The 16,746-nt window shown below is 34.8% G+C and carries 16 protein-coding genes and 1 pseudogene; 7 read left to right on the top strand and 10 right to left on the bottom strand.

What is annotated here, in order from left to right:
* Positions 1–20 precede the first annotated feature (20 nt).
* The 5 genes from miaA to U5921_RS13920 all read left to right on the top strand — a co-directional run bounded on the left by miaA (position 21) and on the right by U5921_RS13920 (position 5,254).
* The gene (gene miaA / locus U5921_RS13940) at positions 21–956 is read left to right on the top strand and encodes a tRNA (adenosine(37)-N6)-dimethylallyltransferase MiaA (protein ID WP_324824064.1); all 936 of its coding nucleotides are present in this window, start codon (positions 21–23) and stop codon (positions 954–956) included.
* Between the two features lie 12 nt (positions 957–968).
* A complete protein-coding gene (locus U5921_RS13935; RefSeq protein WP_324824063.1) occupies positions 969–2,090 on the top strand; it encodes a tyrosine-type recombinase/integrase in 1,122 nt (373 codons plus the stop codon).
* A gap of 35 nt (positions 2,091–2,125) precedes the next feature.
* Positions 2,126–3,421, top strand: a complete 1,296-nt coding sequence (locus U5921_RS13930) for an aminotransferase class I/II-fold pyridoxal phosphate-dependent enzyme (RefSeq protein ID WP_324824062.1) — start codon at positions 2,126–2,128, stop codon at positions 3,419–3,421.
* Between the two features lie 81 nt (positions 3,422–3,502).
* Positions 3,503–4,243, top strand: coding sequence for a TVP38/TMEM64 family protein (locus tag U5921_RS13925; RefSeq protein WP_324824061.1), 741 nt, complete (start codon positions 3,503–3,505; stop codon positions 4,241–4,243).
* A 159-nt stretch (positions 4,244–4,402) separates the two neighbouring features.
* A complete protein-coding gene (locus U5921_RS13920) occupies positions 4,403–5,254 on the top strand; it encodes a polysaccharide deacetylase family protein (RefSeq protein ID WP_324824060.1) in 852 nt (283 codons plus the stop codon).
* A gap of 154 nt (positions 5,255–5,408) precedes the next feature.
* On the opposite strand, the gene U5921_RS13915 is transcribed toward U5921_RS13920, so the two are convergent.
* Positions 5,409–6,209, bottom strand: a complete 801-nt coding sequence (locus U5921_RS13915; protein WP_324824059.1) for an AAA family ATPase — start codon at positions 6,207–6,209, stop codon at positions 5,409–5,411.
* A 191-nt stretch (positions 6,210–6,400) separates the two neighbouring features.
* On the opposite strand from U5921_RS13915, the gene U5921_RS13910 reads away from it, so the two are divergent.
* Positions 6,401–6,703 carry a LysM peptidoglycan-binding domain-containing protein gene (locus U5921_RS13910; protein WP_324824058.1) on the top strand — a complete coding sequence of 101 codons (303 nt, stop codon included), beginning with the start codon at positions 6,401–6,403 and terminating at the stop codon, positions 6,701–6,703.
* Between the two features lie 819 nt (positions 6,704–7,522).
* On the opposite strand, the gene U5921_RS13905 is transcribed toward U5921_RS13910, so the two are convergent.
* The 8 genes and pseudogenes from U5921_RS13905 to U5921_RS13870 form a co-directional block, all read right to left on the bottom strand.
* Positions 7,523–8,287 (bottom strand): LysM peptidoglycan-binding domain-containing protein, encoded by a 765-nt coding sequence (locus U5921_RS13905; protein ID WP_324824057.1) that lies wholly within the window; start codon positions 8,285–8,287, stop codon positions 7,523–7,525.
* 138 nt (positions 8,288–8,425) lie between these two features.
* Entirely contained in the window at positions 8,426–9,373 is a 948-nt protein-coding gene (locus U5921_RS13900; protein ID WP_324824056.1) for a hypothetical protein, read from the bottom strand.
* Positions 9,374–9,538: 165 nt separating this feature from the next.
* Positions 9,539–10,156: pseudogene (locus U5921_RS13895) on the bottom strand (GNAT family N-acetyltransferase); the annotation flags it as partial.
* Positions 10,157–10,246: 90 nt separating this feature from the next.
* Positions 10,247–10,660, bottom strand: a complete 414-nt coding sequence (locus U5921_RS13890; RefSeq protein WP_324824055.1) for a zinc ribbon domain-containing protein — start codon at positions 10,658–10,660, stop codon at positions 10,247–10,249.
* Positions 10,661–10,679: 19 nt separating this feature from the next.
* Positions 10,680–12,098: a sensor domain-containing diguanylate cyclase gene (locus U5921_RS13885; protein ID WP_324824054.1), complete on the bottom strand. Its 1,419-nt coding sequence runs from the start codon at positions 12,096–12,098 to the stop codon at positions 10,680–10,682.
* Between the two features lie 292 nt (positions 12,099–12,390).
* Positions 12,391–12,975, bottom strand: coding sequence for a helix-turn-helix domain-containing protein (locus U5921_RS13880; RefSeq protein WP_324824053.1), 585 nt, complete (start codon positions 12,973–12,975; stop codon positions 12,391–12,393).
* A 48-nt stretch (positions 12,976–13,023) separates the two neighbouring features.
* Positions 13,024–13,290, bottom strand: coding sequence for a DUF2087 domain-containing protein (locus tag U5921_RS13875; RefSeq protein ID WP_324824052.1), 267 nt, complete (start codon positions 13,288–13,290; stop codon positions 13,024–13,026).
* A 20-nt stretch (positions 13,291–13,310) separates the two neighbouring features.
* A complete protein-coding gene (locus U5921_RS13870; RefSeq protein WP_324824051.1) occupies positions 13,311–13,652 on the bottom strand; it encodes a GIY-YIG nuclease family protein in 342 nt (113 codons plus the stop codon).
* Positions 13,653–13,821: 169 nt separating this feature from the next.
* On the opposite strand from U5921_RS13870, the gene U5921_RS13865 reads away from it, so the two are divergent.
* A complete protein-coding gene (locus U5921_RS13865; protein ID WP_324824050.1) occupies positions 13,822–15,351 on the top strand; it encodes a hypothetical protein in 1,530 nt (509 codons plus the stop codon).
* Between the two features lie 89 nt (positions 15,352–15,440).
* On the opposite strand, the gene thiC is transcribed toward U5921_RS13865, so the two are convergent.
* Positions 15,441–16,745, bottom strand: coding sequence for a phosphomethylpyrimidine synthase ThiC (thiC, locus tag U5921_RS13860; protein ID WP_324824049.1), 1,305 nt, complete (start codon positions 16,743–16,745; stop codon positions 15,441–15,443).
* Between the last annotated feature and the right edge of the window lies 1 nt (position 16,746).

Below are 16,746 nucleotides of genomic sequence, written 5' to 3'. Positions count from 1 at the left end.
AAAAAGGTATGGTGATTTCCTTGAAACAAAAGGTAGTAATGATTGCAGGTCCTACCGCCGTTGGAAAAACAGAATATTCCATTAAAGTAGCACAGAACCTAGGAGGAGAAATTGTCTCAGCTGATTCAATGCAAATTTATCGTTACATGAACATTGGAAGCGCAAAGCCTACAAAAAAAGAGCTTTCCATGGCTCGTCATTACATGGTAGATGAAATTGATCCACGCACTCCATTCAGTGTTGCAGAATATCAAAAAAAAGCAAAAGAATATATTGTCCGTATTTTTGAAAAAAACGCACTCCCGATTATCAGCGGTGGAACCGGACTTTACGTAAATTCTCTAATTTATGATATGAATTTTTCCGTTGTTCCAGAACAGAGTTCCCTGCGAAAACGGTTACAAGAAGAAGCAATTACCCATGGAAACGCTTTTATCCATGGAAAATTAAAAGCAAAGGATCCCAAGGCAGCTCTGCGCATTCATCCCAATAACGTGAAAAAAGTAATTAGAGCTTTGGAAATATTGGAATCTGGAGAAACGGATGTTCGAAAGTTTGAAGAATCCTTTGTTAAAACAAAAGATTATTCCGTTATTCTAATCGGATTAAATCGAAATCGAGATGAATTATATGAAAGAATCAACCGAAGGGTTGATCTTTTAATGAAAGCCGGACTTCTTCAAGAAGTACAAAGCCTGCTAGATATGGGGCTGACCGAAAGCAATATTTCTATGAAAGGAATCGGTTACAAAGAATTGATCGATTACGTTCACGGTGCTTCTTCTCTCGAAAATGCCGTAGAACAAATTAAAAAAAATACCCGCCATTATGCAAAACGTCAGCTGACTTGGTTTCGCCGTTATCAAGAAATGCAATGGTTTAACCTATCAGAATTTAAAGATACAGCTAAAGCGGAAGAGGCTATCCTGAATTATATTCAACATGAAATATCTTGACGGAGGTTTATTATGAGCTCACATAAAAAAATACAAATACAAAATAAAAAAGGGAAACCCGCTAATATTCTATTAAAAGAAAATGATATTATAAATCATTGTACCGAAATAGAAAAAGAACTTCCCCGCTGGTTAAATGGGTTTTTTATGTATTTAAAAGGTAATTTACTTCCTATGTCACGCTTAGCTTATTTGAGGGATGTTCGTTTTTTTTGCCATTATTTGATAGAAGAAACCGATTTAACACAGGCAAAAACGACAAAAGATATACATACAGAAGATTTTTCTAAAATTCAAGCAGTTGATATTAATTTGTTCATTGATTATTGTCGCCGTTATAAAGTAGAGACTGAGAAGAACATCATCATCTATGAAAATGATAAAAAGTCTCTTGCTCGAAAAAAATCGTCCTTATCCGTCTTTTTCAAATATTTATATCGTGACGGTATGGTTCCAAAGAATATTACGGATGGTTTTGATCCAATTAAGCTTCCTAAGGCATCCGATCGGGAAATCAAAGCACTGCAGGACGACGAAGTCATGATTATGCTGGATGCCGTTACCAACGGGACTGGTTTAACCGATCACGAACGCCATTATTGGGAAAAAACAAAGCATCGAGATAAATGCATTCTCATTTTATTTGTCACTTACGGGCTGCGCCTCTCCGAGCTTCAGCAACTGAATGTATCTTCCTTTAATTTCAGCCGTGGTGAATTTAAAATTTATAGAAAAAGGGCCAAAGAATCCATCATGCCTTTAAATCATACCGTGATTAGTGCTTTGCAAAATTACTTGGATTTAGAAAGACCCAGCAGTGAGCAGCTGCCAAAAGAAGAGGAAGATGCATTCTTTCTTTCTTTACAGAAAAAGCGCATGACAGGACGACAAATTCGTGAATTGGTGAAAAAATACACCTCTATCTCTCTGAAAACTGCAAGAAAGAGGGGATACAGTCCTCATAAACTCCGTGCAACCGCAGCAACCTCCCTGATCGCACGAGGTAACTCCATCTATGACGTACAAGCACTTTTAGATCATGATAACGTTACAACAACACAACTGTATGCTGCTCACAAACTGAACGTAAAAAGAGATTTAATTAAAGTTTTTGAATGGGAAGATGAGGACTAAATTAAAAGATATAGAAATCAATAAGAGGAAACGAAATGCAAAAAAATACAAGTCAATTATTAAAAGAATCAATGGGAATTCATGAAAAGGTAATTCAAGCCGTTTCCACTGCTGAAAACGAAGTATGTGAGATCTTTTCAGATCTGGATGATATTATGGCATTCAATCAATATAAAGTACTGGATGTATTTCAAAAATGCCGTATCAGCGATATGCATTTTGCGTGGCAAACAGGATACGGTTATGACGATCAAGGGCGAGCTGCTTTAGAAAAAGTATATTCTATGCTTTTTAAAACAGAAGCCGCTTTGGTTCGACCGATTATTGTAAATGGAACACATGCCTTAACTTTAACCTTAACGGGTATTTTAAGACCCGGCGATGAGATGATTTATTGTACGGGAAGACCTTATGATACGCTAGAAGAAGTCATCGGGCTTCGCGAAGAGGGCAGGGGTTCGTTAAAAGAATTTGGCATTTCCTATAAGCAGGTAGAACTTAAAGAAAACGGTACCATTGATCTGGAGTCTTTGAGAGATGCTATTTCTACAAAAACCAGAATGGTATGTGTACAAAGAGCGACTGGCTATGGCTGGCGCAAGGCAATCACCATTGCGGAAATGGAAGAATGGACAAATTTTGTAAAGGAAATAAATCCAAATATCATCTGTATGGTTGACAACTGCTACGGAGAATTTTTAGACACCAAGGAACCGACAGAAGTTGGCGTCGATGTCATCGCCGGTTCTCTGATTAAAAATCCAGGCGGCGGCTTAGCTTTAACCGGAGGTTATATTGCCGGACGCTCTGATTTGATAGAAAGTATTTCTTATCGTATGACCTCACCGGGCATCGGAGGAGAATGCGGGCTTACCTTTGGGCAAACTCGTACCATGATGCAAGGACTTTTTATTGCACCCAAAGTGGTAAATGGTGCTGTAAAAGGTGCGATATTGTGTGCAAAGGTTTTTCAAAATCTAGGATATGAAGTCTGTCCAAAGCCAGATGAAAAAAGAAGTGACATCATAGAAGCGGTTAAACTTGGCACTCCGGAAGCCGTTATTGCCTTTTGTGAAGGAATTCAGGCAGCAGCACCGATTGATTCTCATGTGAAACCAGTTTCTTGGAATATGCCCGGTTATGCTGATCCCGTAATTATGGCAGCGGGAGCGTTTGTTCAAGGCTCTTCCATTGAATTAAGCGCAGATGCGCCGATTCGTCCACCTTATATCGCTTATTTTCAAGGCGGTCTTACTTATGAACATTCAAAATTCGGTGTTATCAAAGCATTGCAGGCTTTATTTGATAAGGAAATGGTTACAATAATATAGTACGTTCTTTCACGTATGCAATATCAAATCTTCTAAGAGAAACGAAGGATAGCAGAAAACAGAATGAATCAGAGGTATTTTATGCAAAGGGATAAACGCAAGAGACAATTTCAAATATTTTTTTCGATTGTGAAGCTGACACTTTTGCTGGTCATCGCATTAGGAATCCCTTTTATTCTTTATTTTTGGTTTCCGGATATTTTAAATCGATTTCATACACAGGAAGAACTGAATGCCTTTCTTTCGGAATACCATACGTTTGGCATGTTCCTATACATCGGACTGCAAATTTTGCAAATTGTCATCTGTATTATTCCCGGTCAGATGATGCAATTTGCAGCAGGCTATGTTTATTATTTCTGGATTGGTTTTTTCCTTTCTATGATAGGGATCGGTCTGGGTACTGTAATTACATTTTATTTAGCTAGAATATTAGGTAAAAATGCAATGCATGTACTCTTCGGTGAAAAAAAAATCAATCATTTTATTGAAATGCTGAACAGCAAGCGTGCATACATGGTTATCTTTATTTTATATCTCATTCCAGGATTTCCGAAAGACCTGATTACGTATGCAGCTGGTGTATCAGAAATCAAATTAAAGCCTTATTTGGTTTTATCACTTGTAGGAAGAACTCCCGCTTTGATGGCGACGATCATGATTGGTGCAATGACACGAACCGGGAGCTACATGAACGTCATTCTGCTTTGCATTGCGGTTGCTTTTGTAACCCTGATCTGTTTCATACACAGAAAAAAATTTATCGGATTTACCGATATTATATATCATCGACTAGTTCAAACTAAAAAAAGGAATTACTGATAACTACAAATACAAGTGGAACAAAACCTGAAAGGAGCATTCGTTTAAGAAACAAACGTATTAAAAAAAATTATGAAATATCGATTTTTACTTATACTTTTTACAATAATCGTCGCATCCAATTGTAACTCTACCGCATTTGCATTAGAAAAATCTATTATGACCCACGCAGATACTCAAATAAAAATCACAAAAAACATAGTGGATCATTTAAGAAAAAAAGCAGGAACGCTTGAAACAATAAATCACAGAGTCATACCTGTGTGCATACCGATTTTAATGTTTCACCATATCTCCGATGAAGAAAATGCTTCTTTAACTTCCGATACCTTTCGGCGCTACATGATAGAATTGAAAGAAGGCGGTTATGAAACCATTTTTTATGAAGATTTGTATGGATTTGTTAACGGAAGCAATGATCTACCTGAAAAGCCAGTCATTGTTACCTTTGACGATGGATACGAGAGTAATTATCTGTACGCCTATCCTATTTTAAAAGGACTTGGTATGAAAGCTGAAATTTCAATTATTGGAAGCTCTGTTGGACTAGATGAAAATCCGAGCACCGGTCTTCCGATCATTCCTCATTTTTCTTGGGAGCAAGCGAAAGAGATGATAAATTCCGGTTATATTCGAATTCGTTCTCATAGCTATGAATTGCACCAGCATGTTTCCGCAGAAGAAGTTGACCGTCTAGGTGTAATAAAAAATTCATATGAATCACCGGAGTATTACAGTAATATGTTCTCTCAAGATGCAAGGCTTATGAAACAATTGATTAAACAAAATTTAAACTATGATGATTTTGTCTATACATATCCTTACGGCAAATATAATATACAAACAGAGGGATTGTTAAGAAACTTAAAATATAAGGTTACGGTTACAACAAATAGCGGTATTAATCAAGTAAGAATCGGAGATTATGACTCTCTGCGCCTAATGAAACGTATCCCTTGCGATACAAATAATTCACAAAATATCATCGAACGAATTTATTATTATAAGTAAATATTCTTATTTTTATAACGAATTACAACGAATAAATTATAGACAAAAAAGACCTTTTAAAAGGATAAAAAAATACCATTCCTTTATGCAAGAGGTCTTTTTTATAAGAATCAGTTTCAATTAAATTTTTCTTAACATTCATTAGCACTGCAAGTCATTGAAAACATATTTCTTTTTCCTTAAAAAAATTATAATAAGTCCGAATATTTTCCAAATCATACCACTTAGATTCCGTTATTTCTTTTTGATCTAGGTCATATATCTTTCCATCCAATATTCCCAAAAGAAAAGGGGAGTGTGTTGCGATAATAAACTGACATCCGAGCAATCGTGCACTTCTTCTTATTTCATCTGCGAGCTTTATTTGGTTGCTTGGAGAAAGAGAAGTCTCTGGTTCATCTAATAAGTATAAAGAATCCGGCTTTATTTCATCTTCTAATATTTGAAATGCGACCTCACCATTTGAATATTTTTCTTTACTGAATTCCAAATTCTCTAGTGCCTTTGTCAATTTCACAGAATGCATTCTTCTTTCGATCGTCGTTTCGTCGGCGCTTTCTATTCCAAGTGTTTTTGCACAATGACGTATATAAGCATCAAGCATTGTTTTTTTATCCTCAACTTGCTTTACTTCATTTAAAATATCCTCACTTTTAATATATTTGCTTTCTGGCGGAAGTTTTACTATTTCGTCTGCAAAAACGGCTTTGCATTCTGAAACATATTGAAAAAAAGGCTTTCCATAAGCTTGCGAAGAAACCAAACCATTTAACTGACAATGATTTGCAAGGATATTTAATATACTTGATTTTCCAGAAGCATTTCCTCCATAAAGTAATGTAATGGAATCAAAAAACATCGTGTCGAGTCTATTTGAACTCAAAATATTATAAGGATAAATATTTTGTGTCATATCTATATTTTTAGAAAATTCAAAGCCTCTTAAGTAAACCATTTTGTGTACTCCTATCTTTTTCATTAAAACATCTACAATTAATTATAACATAAAAACAAAAAAGAACAAATGTTTCAACAAAGCATTTACATCGAACATACATTCTGCTATTATATACATACAAACATTTGTTCTTTGTGGTGAGCTTTAAAAAACAAAGGAATTCGTGAGAAAAAATGGAGGATTTTAAAATGACTAAAAAATATCGAATTGTATCAAAAACTCGTTTTACTATTTTTATGAGCCTATTATTTATACTCCTTATTATTCTAATAAACTCTTTATCCGGATTATATCAATCAAACAGTTTAACACGCATTGATTATACGGAAATTCAGATTCAGGCTGGAGATACTTTATGGAAATTGGCACAAGAATTTGGACCATCCAATCAAGATCTTCGTGCAGTCATTTATGAAATATGTATGATAAATCAAATTTCCGCCGATTCTATACAACCTGGACAATCCATTCTGATCCCAGCATCCATTTAATAAGGATAAGGATAACATGATGCTTTTAAAATTTGAAAGATTAATCTAATCTGTAAATTACATATATTTTGATAGGATTCCTTAAAATATGATAATTTTTAATTTCAAAGAAAGATTTTAAGGTATAAAACTATTAAAACAAAAAAAAAGTTGCTTAAATCGAAGATTTAAGCTTTGTCCATTTTAAACGTTGAAATTTCAACGTTTTATTGTGCAATTTTCAATAGGATTATAAAATTGTAATTTTGATTGATTCTAACGTAGTTTTTATAAGCTACTAAGAAGGATTGTTTTAAATAAAGTTAATGAGGAACCAAAAGATTTACTAAAAAAAATAATGCATGATCTATAAGAAATATTTTAGATAGAGTGTAATTATGGAATGAGGCTATAGGTTTTTGAGATAGAAAAGCTTTGATAAAAATAGTTAAAATCGAATTAAAGAATTTCACAATATAGAACCGCATAGTAGAGTAGAAAGATAATTTATATATTGTTATAAATATCAGAATATAATAACTATATAAAATGTGGCTTAAAAGCATTATAAATGGCCTGTTTTTTCAAAAACCTTATTAACTATTCCGAAAACACACATTTTAGGAATAGTTACGCCTCTCTTCTGCTTTCTTTTCCTTATAAAACATTTTAAAATAATTGTAGTGTCTAGAATAAAATTTATATTATTTTATAATACAATTCCCCTAAGTCTTTATACTTTTGAAATATAATAAAAATAACTGAGCAATGTAAATAGCATTACCCAGTTATTAACTTACATAAATAAGTAGCTATAAAATGAAAAGTCTTATATCATACTTACTCTGCAGCCATTTCATTTTGTCTTTGCTCTGCAAAATCATTTTCCAACATTTGAATACCATCAAGCATTGCAACGATATTTTCAATTGTCATCTCATAATTTTTATTTTTGATGGATTCTCCTAAATCATTTAACAACATATCAAATTCAACAATGTTATCATTGTATTTTTCGTCAAGTTCGGGTTTTAATCTCTCCCAATATCTTTTTGCAGTCATGTAGTTATTATTTGCTTCATTCCAATCGTTACTTTCGATATTAATAATCATCTGCCTGCCTAGATAAGATAGCCTTTTTATGTCTGGCGGAATGATCACTTCATAATAATCCAGCATATCAGCAAGAAATCTTGTGACTTGATTTGCTTGAGAAATTGCAGGATAAGTTCTTTTTTGCATTACATTTTGATCTAAACTACGAATTGCAGTATTCATTGAAGATATAAGCTGATTTGGAACATAGGCCTCCTGTAGATAAGTCATCGCATCGTTCATTGCTTTTTGTATAATTTCCACCTTACCAATTGCCTTTGCCCAATCACCTAAATAAATATCATCGATAACCCCTACTGCATTTTCTTCTATTGTATCAAATTGTTCTGGGATCCTAAATAAGTCAGGAATTTTTATAACTTGCCCAATATAGATTAAATTGGGATTGGCTAATTCAGGATTTGCGTTGATTAATTGTACTAAAGGGATCCCAAATTTCTTTGCAATGTAAAATAATGTATCATTGGGTTGTATGATGTACTCTTGCATTGTAATCCTCCTTTCTATTTATTCAATTTATAATATGTTCTAAAAAATATATTGCTACTAACTCGCTTAAAATGCCTAAGATAAAAAAATAACATGCCTCGAAAAACATGCTATTTTTTATTTATTTTATATGTTTACTCAATTTAATATCACTTGTTCCAATTTTTCTTGTGTTTGCTGTATTTTATTTTGAATCTCCTTTTTCGTATCATCCAAGTGTTTTTGCATCTGACGAACCTGTTTATGAATATCTTCAATTTTATTTTGACTCGTTTGAATATGATTCAGTACTGTCCAATCCGCAAAGATACCATCGAAGAAAAAATCAGCAAAATATAAAAAACCACTGACCTTCGCATGTACTTCAGATTGAATCTTCACATCTTCAAGTTCTTCTTTATATTTTTCTAAAAGAGTTTGCAATTGCTGTATTTCCTGTTCTGCCTCATCTAAGTGGGAATGTTTTGCTATATTAGAAACCAGCCCCCCACCAAGCAAATCCCAAGTCCCCCACCCTTCGGCGCTGTCTAAGGATTGTGTAATGCTGTGTATTTTATTTATAACACTTTTTCCGATTGAGTAAGCTTCGTTTAGTTCTTTACCCTGCTTCTTTAATGCAGATAACTCATTTTCAAGTTTAAAAATTTTAGGCCCATTAAGCGAGTCCGTCTTTTTCATAATTTCTTTTTTCTCATTTAAAAGCTGTTCGTATTCCCCTTCGCAAGAAGATAAATCTTCAAGTTCTTCTTCATATCTTTGAATGTCCTGATTGATCGTTTTTAATTGTGTGCAAATCCGCTCATATTTTACCGATGCCACATAGGCTTCTTTGGATTCTTTTTGCAGCTGCTCTTCTTTTCGTCCTGTAATGGAATAATACACGGAAGACAAGCTAAGACCCTTTAATTTATTTACATCTGTCTGCTCTTTATCACGCAATGACTCCAAGATGTTTTCTTTTTCTTCCAAAACTGCTCTTTCATTTTCTAAATCTGCTATCATATCTTCCAGATTTTTCTTCCGTGTAACCTTATTCTGCAAACTCTTAATTCGCTGTGTTAATTGATCCATTTCAATATTTCCCATTATACTCCCCTACATTTCATTATCTGACTAATTAATACTTACCCATACGTAAAATTTAGTTCATACATTATATTCTTTCCAGTTCTCCTTTTACTAATAGGATTATATAATAATATGTAACTCAATTTTTTCATAAAATCCCTGCATTTTATTATATACTCTATACTACTTTTTAATGTAAACCGTATAAGGATAATCCATATGATATCCAAGCTTTTCTGCCAACGCAACAGAACGCAAATCATGTGCATCCCAACTTGGATACAATCCTCGATCCAAACATTCTAAAATTAATCCTGCACCACAAGCTGTTGCAAGTCCTTTTTTTCGAAATTCAGGCTTTGTGTCTATTTCAACCTCTATACCATCATTATAAATCGTATATGATGATGCCCCGGAAACGGGTTTGCCGTGATCGATTACAGCAACTCCAATTCCTCTTTTTCTATAATCATGGAAATCTAAAAACTGTGAGCAGAGATCCTTTGACCAATTTTCACCAATGATGTAATCGTAGATTTCCTGGTCAATCAATTTGAGAGTATATGTTTCTCCTAAGGATTTCACATATTGCTTCAACCTTTCAACGTTAAAAATGTTTGGTTCTTTCTTAATTGCATATCGCAGAGTCTCCTCTACACGATTTCTCCAAACAGATTTAATGATTTGACCCCATTCTTCATTCCGAGGAATCATAATCGGTGCTGCCGCCTGAGCCACAAGTTTCTCATTTGGTTTTCCCGCATAGAAGCAAAAGTCCCCTATTACAATCTGTGCTGCAGATGGATTTTCATTTTCAAGTCTTTGATAGAAATGACCGGTTCATTTTGTAAATTCATAAGTTATTCCCTCCCCCCGAATATAAAAGCGATCTTAATCTGGAAGTTTCCTCCCGCATCTACTGCAAAATTCAAAATCAGCGTTTGCATTTGCTCCACAATATGGACAATAATGAAACTTCTGATCCTCTATTTTTAGATCCATATCGCTTTCAGAGCCTTGTTCGTCTTTTACTCTATTATTTATATATTCCTGCATCGGATCACGCTCTTCTGAATTTTCCACGATATCATATTCTGAAAAACGATTTTTATTTGTTGCATTATTTAAATTGTAGATAGCCTGCACAATAGCCATGCCTACAAATATGATTCCGAACAATGCAAAGAACCACGGTGCTCCCATGCTGACCGCAAAAAACGTCCAAAATATTCCAAATATTCCTGCTGCAATGGACCCAATTCCATTCATCATGGAAGGCCCTCTACCCGGCTTAATACTTTTCAAGACTTTCTCCCTTTCTTTACTATATGATATGAAACTGGTTTTTTCCGTTTTTTTTCGCTTCATATAAACCCTGGTCTGCGCGTATCATGATCGAATCAGGTGTATCAAAAAACTGTACCTGAGTCATCCCTAAGCTGATTGTAATTCCGTGTTCTTTCAGCTCTTCTATTGAACCTATATATTCCACTAAATCTTGTGCTGTCTTCTGCGGATCGCTTCCTGATTCGTAAAGAATGCCCGCAAATTCATCACCACCCCAGCGGGTAATTAACGCTTCTGCTCCCATTTGTTTTTTTGCCATAGTCCCGATTAATCTTAATACTTGATCTCCAAAAATATGTCCATGTGTATCATTCACACATTTGAAATTGTCAATATCAAATACAAATACTGTAAATAATTTACCTGCTTTATTAAATTGATCTAATGCATCGTAAATCGACTCATCAAAAGCTCTCCGATTCGGCAGATTTGTCAGCTGGTCGGTCTTAATCAATTCTGTAATATGTTGTTCATATCGGCGAACTAGATAAAACCCTAGTAGAAGTAAGAGTAAAATGACCAGTAAAATTATAAAAAGATCGCTTAGCATCTGGGACTGAAAGGATTTTTTTAATATTGAAGTATCTTTTTTTACCATAAGGTACCAGTCCATCTCCGGTATGTATCTCGTTATTAAGTATCCGTCTAAATTTTGCTCTCGGTAGCGAAATGTTTCCAATGACTCTTTATTTTTTATTATCTCATCTTTAAATTGAGCAATCACCGGTTCATCAAACAAATTTACTTTTTCAATCAATTTGCTGCGGGTATGAACCTGCATTAAGCCTTTGTCATTGATTAGACAAGCTTCTAAGTCAAAATTATCTTCAAATTTTTTTAGAAGGAATTGTACTTCATCCATTTTTACGCCAACACCGACAACCCCCATGAGAGCACCGTTATCATCTTCAATTCTGCAATTAATAAAAACCGTCAGTATGTTATTTGCAACTTCATCCGTATCTACATCTAAATCATAGAGCATTTCTCCGTCAACAAATGTATAATACCATTGATCGTGTTCATTGTCTCCGGAAATTTTTTTATGGATACCTTCATAATGGTAGTAGTGATTCGATTGTGCTGAAACTAAAAAAACTGAATTATAGTTGTATTTCAGCTTGATCCCAACAAGGAAATCCTGTAATTTTTTTATGTAATCAACATCGTCTAAATGATCCTGTTCGTTAGATAACCAATCCTTTAAGAAATGATCATTTGCCATAGTCAAGGATACGAAAATAGGCTTGGTCAATTCATTGTTAATATCAGAATAAATGTTGGTAGAAGTCAGCTTTGATATATTTTTAATATCATCTTTGATCACTTTGCCATAAGTATAATAATTTACAAACGAAATCGAAATGAATCCAATTAAAATTATTATACTAATCATTAAGCTTATCCGCATTTTCAAATACTTTATCATAAGTTACACCTACATCTAGTTTCGCTTTTTAGCAAATATGTTTTTATTATACACCAAAATTTAAAGTTCGACATTATTTATTCTGTAAAATAACACTCCTATCAAGGTATTTTCTCTTGCTTACTTTTTCATTAAAATCGTTTTTTATTATTTTGATCCCACTTAAAAAGGAGCAACATTTCATTGCTCCCTTTTCGTTTTATTTTTTATGAATGGAACTTTATTTTTCATTACAAGCTCCCTATCATAAAATATATTGTTATAGTAATTGATAAAACAGCCCATGCTTTGTGCAATAAAAATATAATTTTCCGTGTCCAAGCCGTGGAAGGCGAAATTGCAGTCCCCATTCCGGATATTGCTTTACAAGAAAGACCTTGTCTCCTGTTGCAAATGCAGCAAAAGAAATAAAATGATCTTTTTTCATCTCATGATCGGATGAAATATATAATTCATCTTCAATCGATTCTACCTTAAGTTCATGTTCATCTGGTGCTTTTTCTGCTGTCAAACCATTTAATCTTCTTCCGCAGCATGAAACATTTGCTTCACTTGCCGCAGTCAATAAATTACCACATTGCGGACAGACGTAAAATTTTATCTTTTTCATGTTTCCTCCGACACTTTCATTGAGATTCACTCTTCCCAATAAAATTTCTTCTATATTTACTCCAAGTATTTGCGATAAATCAGAAAGTAACGAGACATCCGGGCAGCCCAACCCACGTTCCCATTTACTGATCGTTCGATCACTAATATTCATAAGATCCGCAATTTCTTTTTGGGTCATTCCTTTTTCTTTTCTTAGCGTATAAATTAAATCTCCAACCTTTTTGCAATCCATTTTCTCACTCCTTTCCACCTTTTTTAATAAAATCCCAGCTTTTTTACATCAATCCAAAAACGATTCTTTCCAGTACTTTTTACCATCCCATGTTCTCGACAAAAAATGAGAATCAATTAACTCCCGTCTCAGTAAAAAATAATCTCCAAAAGTATGCCAATGATCAATTATGGAATTTACTTCTTTTTCTGTATAATCCTGATTATATGAAAATTTTTCAGCAAGATACAGCAATACTTCTCTCTTCTTTTCTCCTTTGGCGGGCAATCGAATAATTTTTCCGTTTTCATCTAAAAACGTTTCTATCGCTTTCATAACGATCAAACACTCCTTCTCTAATATAGTATATCAGGGTCAATCTTTTCCATCCAGATTTCCTCTAATGTCTTTATGTCTTCACTGAATTCCTTTTCTGTTTGTGTCTCTTTTTGAGTTAATTCTTCTAAAACTTCAAAAACAAAAGAATCTTTTCCAAATATAGTCCACTCTTTTTGCAATTTATAACTAATACAGCTTCCTGTATAGCAAGAAAAATCAAATCTATTTTTACTTCCGGCCAAATCAGTAGTACTCTGTAGAAGACATTTTCCATTTATAAGGTTTTTAATTTGATAAACACCTCCGTTAAGCCTGCGCCGTTTATAAGCATTTATCTTTTCTTTTCGGCCTTGCTCCATAAGATCACCTCTCTTTCAAATCAACATGCAGTCAACCCTTGTAAAAGTATACACCCATAAAAGAGAAAGAAGCAATCAACGAACCGTAGAGTTTTGATCTGAATTTTTATAGTGTACAGTTTCTTCTTTTTTGCATACATTATTATTACCTTGAAAGGGGAATCACATTGTGTATGAATTTAAAAAAATAACCCCATTAAACGGGTTTGATCTAAATGATTTGAATAACGCTAGACAAAACAACTACGCTTGGTCTATGTGTGAACTAGATGATTATATTTACGTCGGAACCGGAAAAAACATCCCGTATTCCACGATTAAAAAATTTGCGCCAAATGCTCAAATACCTTTTTTAATTAAACCAAATAATCCACTTAACCACTCTGCTGAAATATGGCGCTATAAAAAAGACGGTTCGCAAAAATGGGAAAGAGTATTTCAGGCAAAACAAAACTCTAAGCTGACAGGTTTTCGTTTTATGATGCAGGATAATCCGCCAAACAGTGCTCCTTGTATCTATGCGGCAGCTGTTGGAGAAAAGACTTCAATGCAAATATTAAAATCCAGCAATGGAATCAATTGGTTCTTTGTTCAGATGTATGAGCTGCCTGGCTCTTCAACCAATTCAATGCTTCGACATGGAAATTATCTGTATGTTGCTCCAATTGACGAATTCAGTACAACATCCTTTCCACCACTCTACCGCAGTCAAAATCCTGAATTTTACGATTGGGAACCTGTTATAAACCCATTTGCACTTTATTTTGATTCAAGCTGTAATCCACATTCTCAGATCACGGCTATGAGTGAGTTTCACGATAAAATATACGTGGCAACTGTAAACAGCGATGGAGTTCAGATTTGGAGAACAAACAGCGAAGAGCCTGAAATGAATCATTGGACATTGGTAGCTGACAAAGGATTTGGTGATTCATTAAACAAATATACCTTTAGTATGGAAGAATTTAACGGCTATCTTTATGTGAATGCAGCCAAGGAGCTACCATTTGCATGGGCTGTCCCATTGGGTTGCGATGTGTTACGCATTGATCAAAAAGACCGTTGGGAATTGGTAGTCGGAGGTAGACCTCTTTTACCTTCAACCCCATCTACAGGAACGAGAAAGGAAAGTTTATCCGGACTCGGATCTGGATTTAATAATCCATTTAATGTATATGCCTGGCAAATGAAAGAATTTAATAAACAACTCATTGTCAGCACATTTGATGATTCTAGCAATATGGAGCTGCTCTTAGCAATCTTACTAGCAAATAAAACAGCAATTGAAAATGCCATTGGTCCTCATAATACTAAAATGATCCTTTCTATTTATGAAAAAATTATAGCAGTTCTTCACCAATTTGAATATTCAATTGGTTTTGATTTTTATGTGTCTGATGATGGTGTTCATTTTAAGTGGGTCACCTTAAGAGGTCTTTGCAATCCAAGCAACTATGGCGGGAGGACTCTTTATATTGATACCTTCAATGATTTGTATCTTGGAACAGCAAATCCATTCCAAGGCTGTGAAGTATTTAAGACAGATGGAAACACTCATTTTGATGGCTGTCCAGTTGAAAAACTTCATTATGAGTATCTAGCAGATATTGAAGAAATGCTCGAAGTGCATTGGGATATTTTATCCAAGAATCTTCCGGTCATTTTCGATCATGTAACTTTATTTCATTCAATGAATTAATCTCACTTTTATAAATTAAACAATTTGCTATAAAATCAATTGCTCCATTCTAGAAATAAAAGTATTCTTTGAATGGAGCAACCTCTTTACTATAAAATGTCTATATATTCACCAGAAAGTGCCTTGTTCATACTCCGTACCGCACAGAATTTCCCACACATCGAGCAGGTATCTTCATGCTCTGGTTTTCTTTCCTCACGTATCATTTTTGCTGTTTCAGGATCAATTGCGCGGGTCCATTGCGCATCCCAGTCCAAAGTACGCCTTGCGTCTGCCATTCGATCATCCTCTTCTCTTGCTCCCCGTACTCCTTTTGCGATATCGGCTGCATGCGCTGCTATTTTTGATGCAATGATACCTTGTTTTACATCTTCAACATTGGGCAGTGCAAGATGTTCAGCTGGTGTTACGTAACATAAAAATGCAGCACCAGAGGCAGCAGCAATAGCTCCACCGATTGCTGCGGTTATGTGATCATAGCCTGGTGCAATATCCGTTACAATCGGACCTAATACATAAAATGGAGCTCCCATACACAGCGTCTGCTGAATTTTCATGTTCGCTTCAATCTGATCCATAGGAAGGTGTCCCGGCCCTTCAACCATCACTTGTACATTTTGTTCCCATGCTCGCTTTGTCAATTCCCCTAAACGCACCAGTTCTTCAATCTGGCAGACATCAGATCCGTCGGCCAGACACCCCGGACGGCAGGCATCGCCAAGAGAGATTGTAACGTCATATTCTTTACATATTTTTAAAATTTCATCGTAGAATTCATAGAATGGATTTTCATTTCCGGTCATACACATCCAAGCAAAGACTAAAGAACCACCACGAGACACAATGTTCATCTTTCTTTTATGTGTTCGAATTTGATCGATGGTTTTCCGTGTAATGCCACAATGTAAAGTTACAAAATCCACTCCATCTTCTGCATGAAGCCGTATCACATCTAAAAAATCTTTAGCTGTTAAAGCGGCCAAGTCTCTCTGAAAATGAATCACAGAATCATAAATCGGAACTGTTCCTATCATGGCAGGGCATTCGGATACAAGCTTTCTCCTAAACGGAATTGTGTCTCCGTGAGATGAAAGATCCATGATTGCATGGGCTCCTAATCGAATGGATTCTAATACTTTTTTCATCTCCACATCATAGTCCTTGCAGTCACGTGATACGCCTAAATTTACATTGATCTTTGTTCGAAGCATAGAACCGATTCCCTCAGGCTCAAGGCATGTATGATTTTTATTTGCACATATTACAACTTTTCCAGACGCAACAAGCGGCAGCAATTCCGCTACATCCATCCGCTCTTTTTCTGCTACTTTTTTTAATTGTTCTGTAATAATGCCTTTACGTGCGGCTTCCATCTGTGTTGTATAATTTCTCATT

It is taken from the genome of Sinanaerobacter sp. ZZT-01, assembly GCF_035621135.1.
Classification (GTDB): Bacteria; Bacillota; Clostridia; order Peptostreptococcales; family Anaerovoracaceae; genus IOR16.
This window is presented reverse-complemented; position numbering and strand designations above follow the sequence as displayed.

Excerpts from the sequence above, each read along its gene's own strand:
- U5921_RS13935 (WP_324824063.1), top strand. The coding sequence starts at position 969 with ATGAGCTCACATAAAAAAATACAAATACAAAATAAAAAAGGGAAACCC.
- U5921_RS13930 (WP_324824062.1), top strand. The coding sequence starts at position 2,126 with ATGCAAAAAAATACAAGTCAATTATTAAAAGAATCAATGGGAATTCAT.
- U5921_RS13925 (WP_324824061.1), top strand. The coding sequence starts at position 3,503 with ATGCAAAGGGATAAACGCAAGAGACAATTTCAAATATTTTTTTCGATT.
- U5921_RS13920 (WP_324824060.1), top strand. The coding sequence starts at position 4,403 with ATGACCCACGCAGATACTCAAATAAAAATCACAAAAAACATAGTGGAT.
- U5921_RS13915 (WP_324824059.1), bottom strand. The coding sequence starts at position 6,209 with ATGGTTTACTTAAGAGGCTTTGAATTTTCTAAAAATATAGATATGACA.
- U5921_RS13910 (WP_324824058.1), top strand. The coding sequence starts at position 6,401 with ATGACTAAAAAATATCGAATTGTATCAAAAACTCGTTTTACTATTTTT.
- U5921_RS13905 (WP_324824057.1), bottom strand. The coding sequence starts at position 8,287 with ATGCAAGAGTACATCATACAACCCAATGATACATTATTTTACATTGCA.
- U5921_RS13900 (WP_324824056.1), bottom strand. The coding sequence starts at position 9,373 with ATGGGAAATATTGAAATGGATCAATTAACACAGCGAATTAAGAGTTTG.
- U5921_RS13885 (WP_324824054.1), bottom strand. The coding sequence starts at position 12,098 with ATGATTAGTATAATAATTTTAATTGGATTCATTTCGATTTCGTTTGTA.
- U5921_RS13880 (WP_324824053.1), bottom strand. The coding sequence starts at position 12,975 with ATGGATTGCAAAAAGGTTGGAGATTTAATTTATACGCTAAGAAAAGAA.
- U5921_RS13875 (WP_324824052.1), bottom strand. The coding sequence starts at position 13,290 with ATGAAAGCGATAGAAACGTTTTTAGATGAAAACGGAAAAATTATTCGA.
- U5921_RS13870 (WP_324824051.1), bottom strand. The coding sequence starts at position 13,652 with ATGGAGCAAGGCCGAAAAGAAAAGATAAATGCTTATAAACGGCGCAGG.
- thiC (WP_324824049.1), bottom strand. The coding sequence starts at position 16,745 with ATGAGAAATTATACAACACAGATGGAAGCCGCACGTAAAGGCATTATT.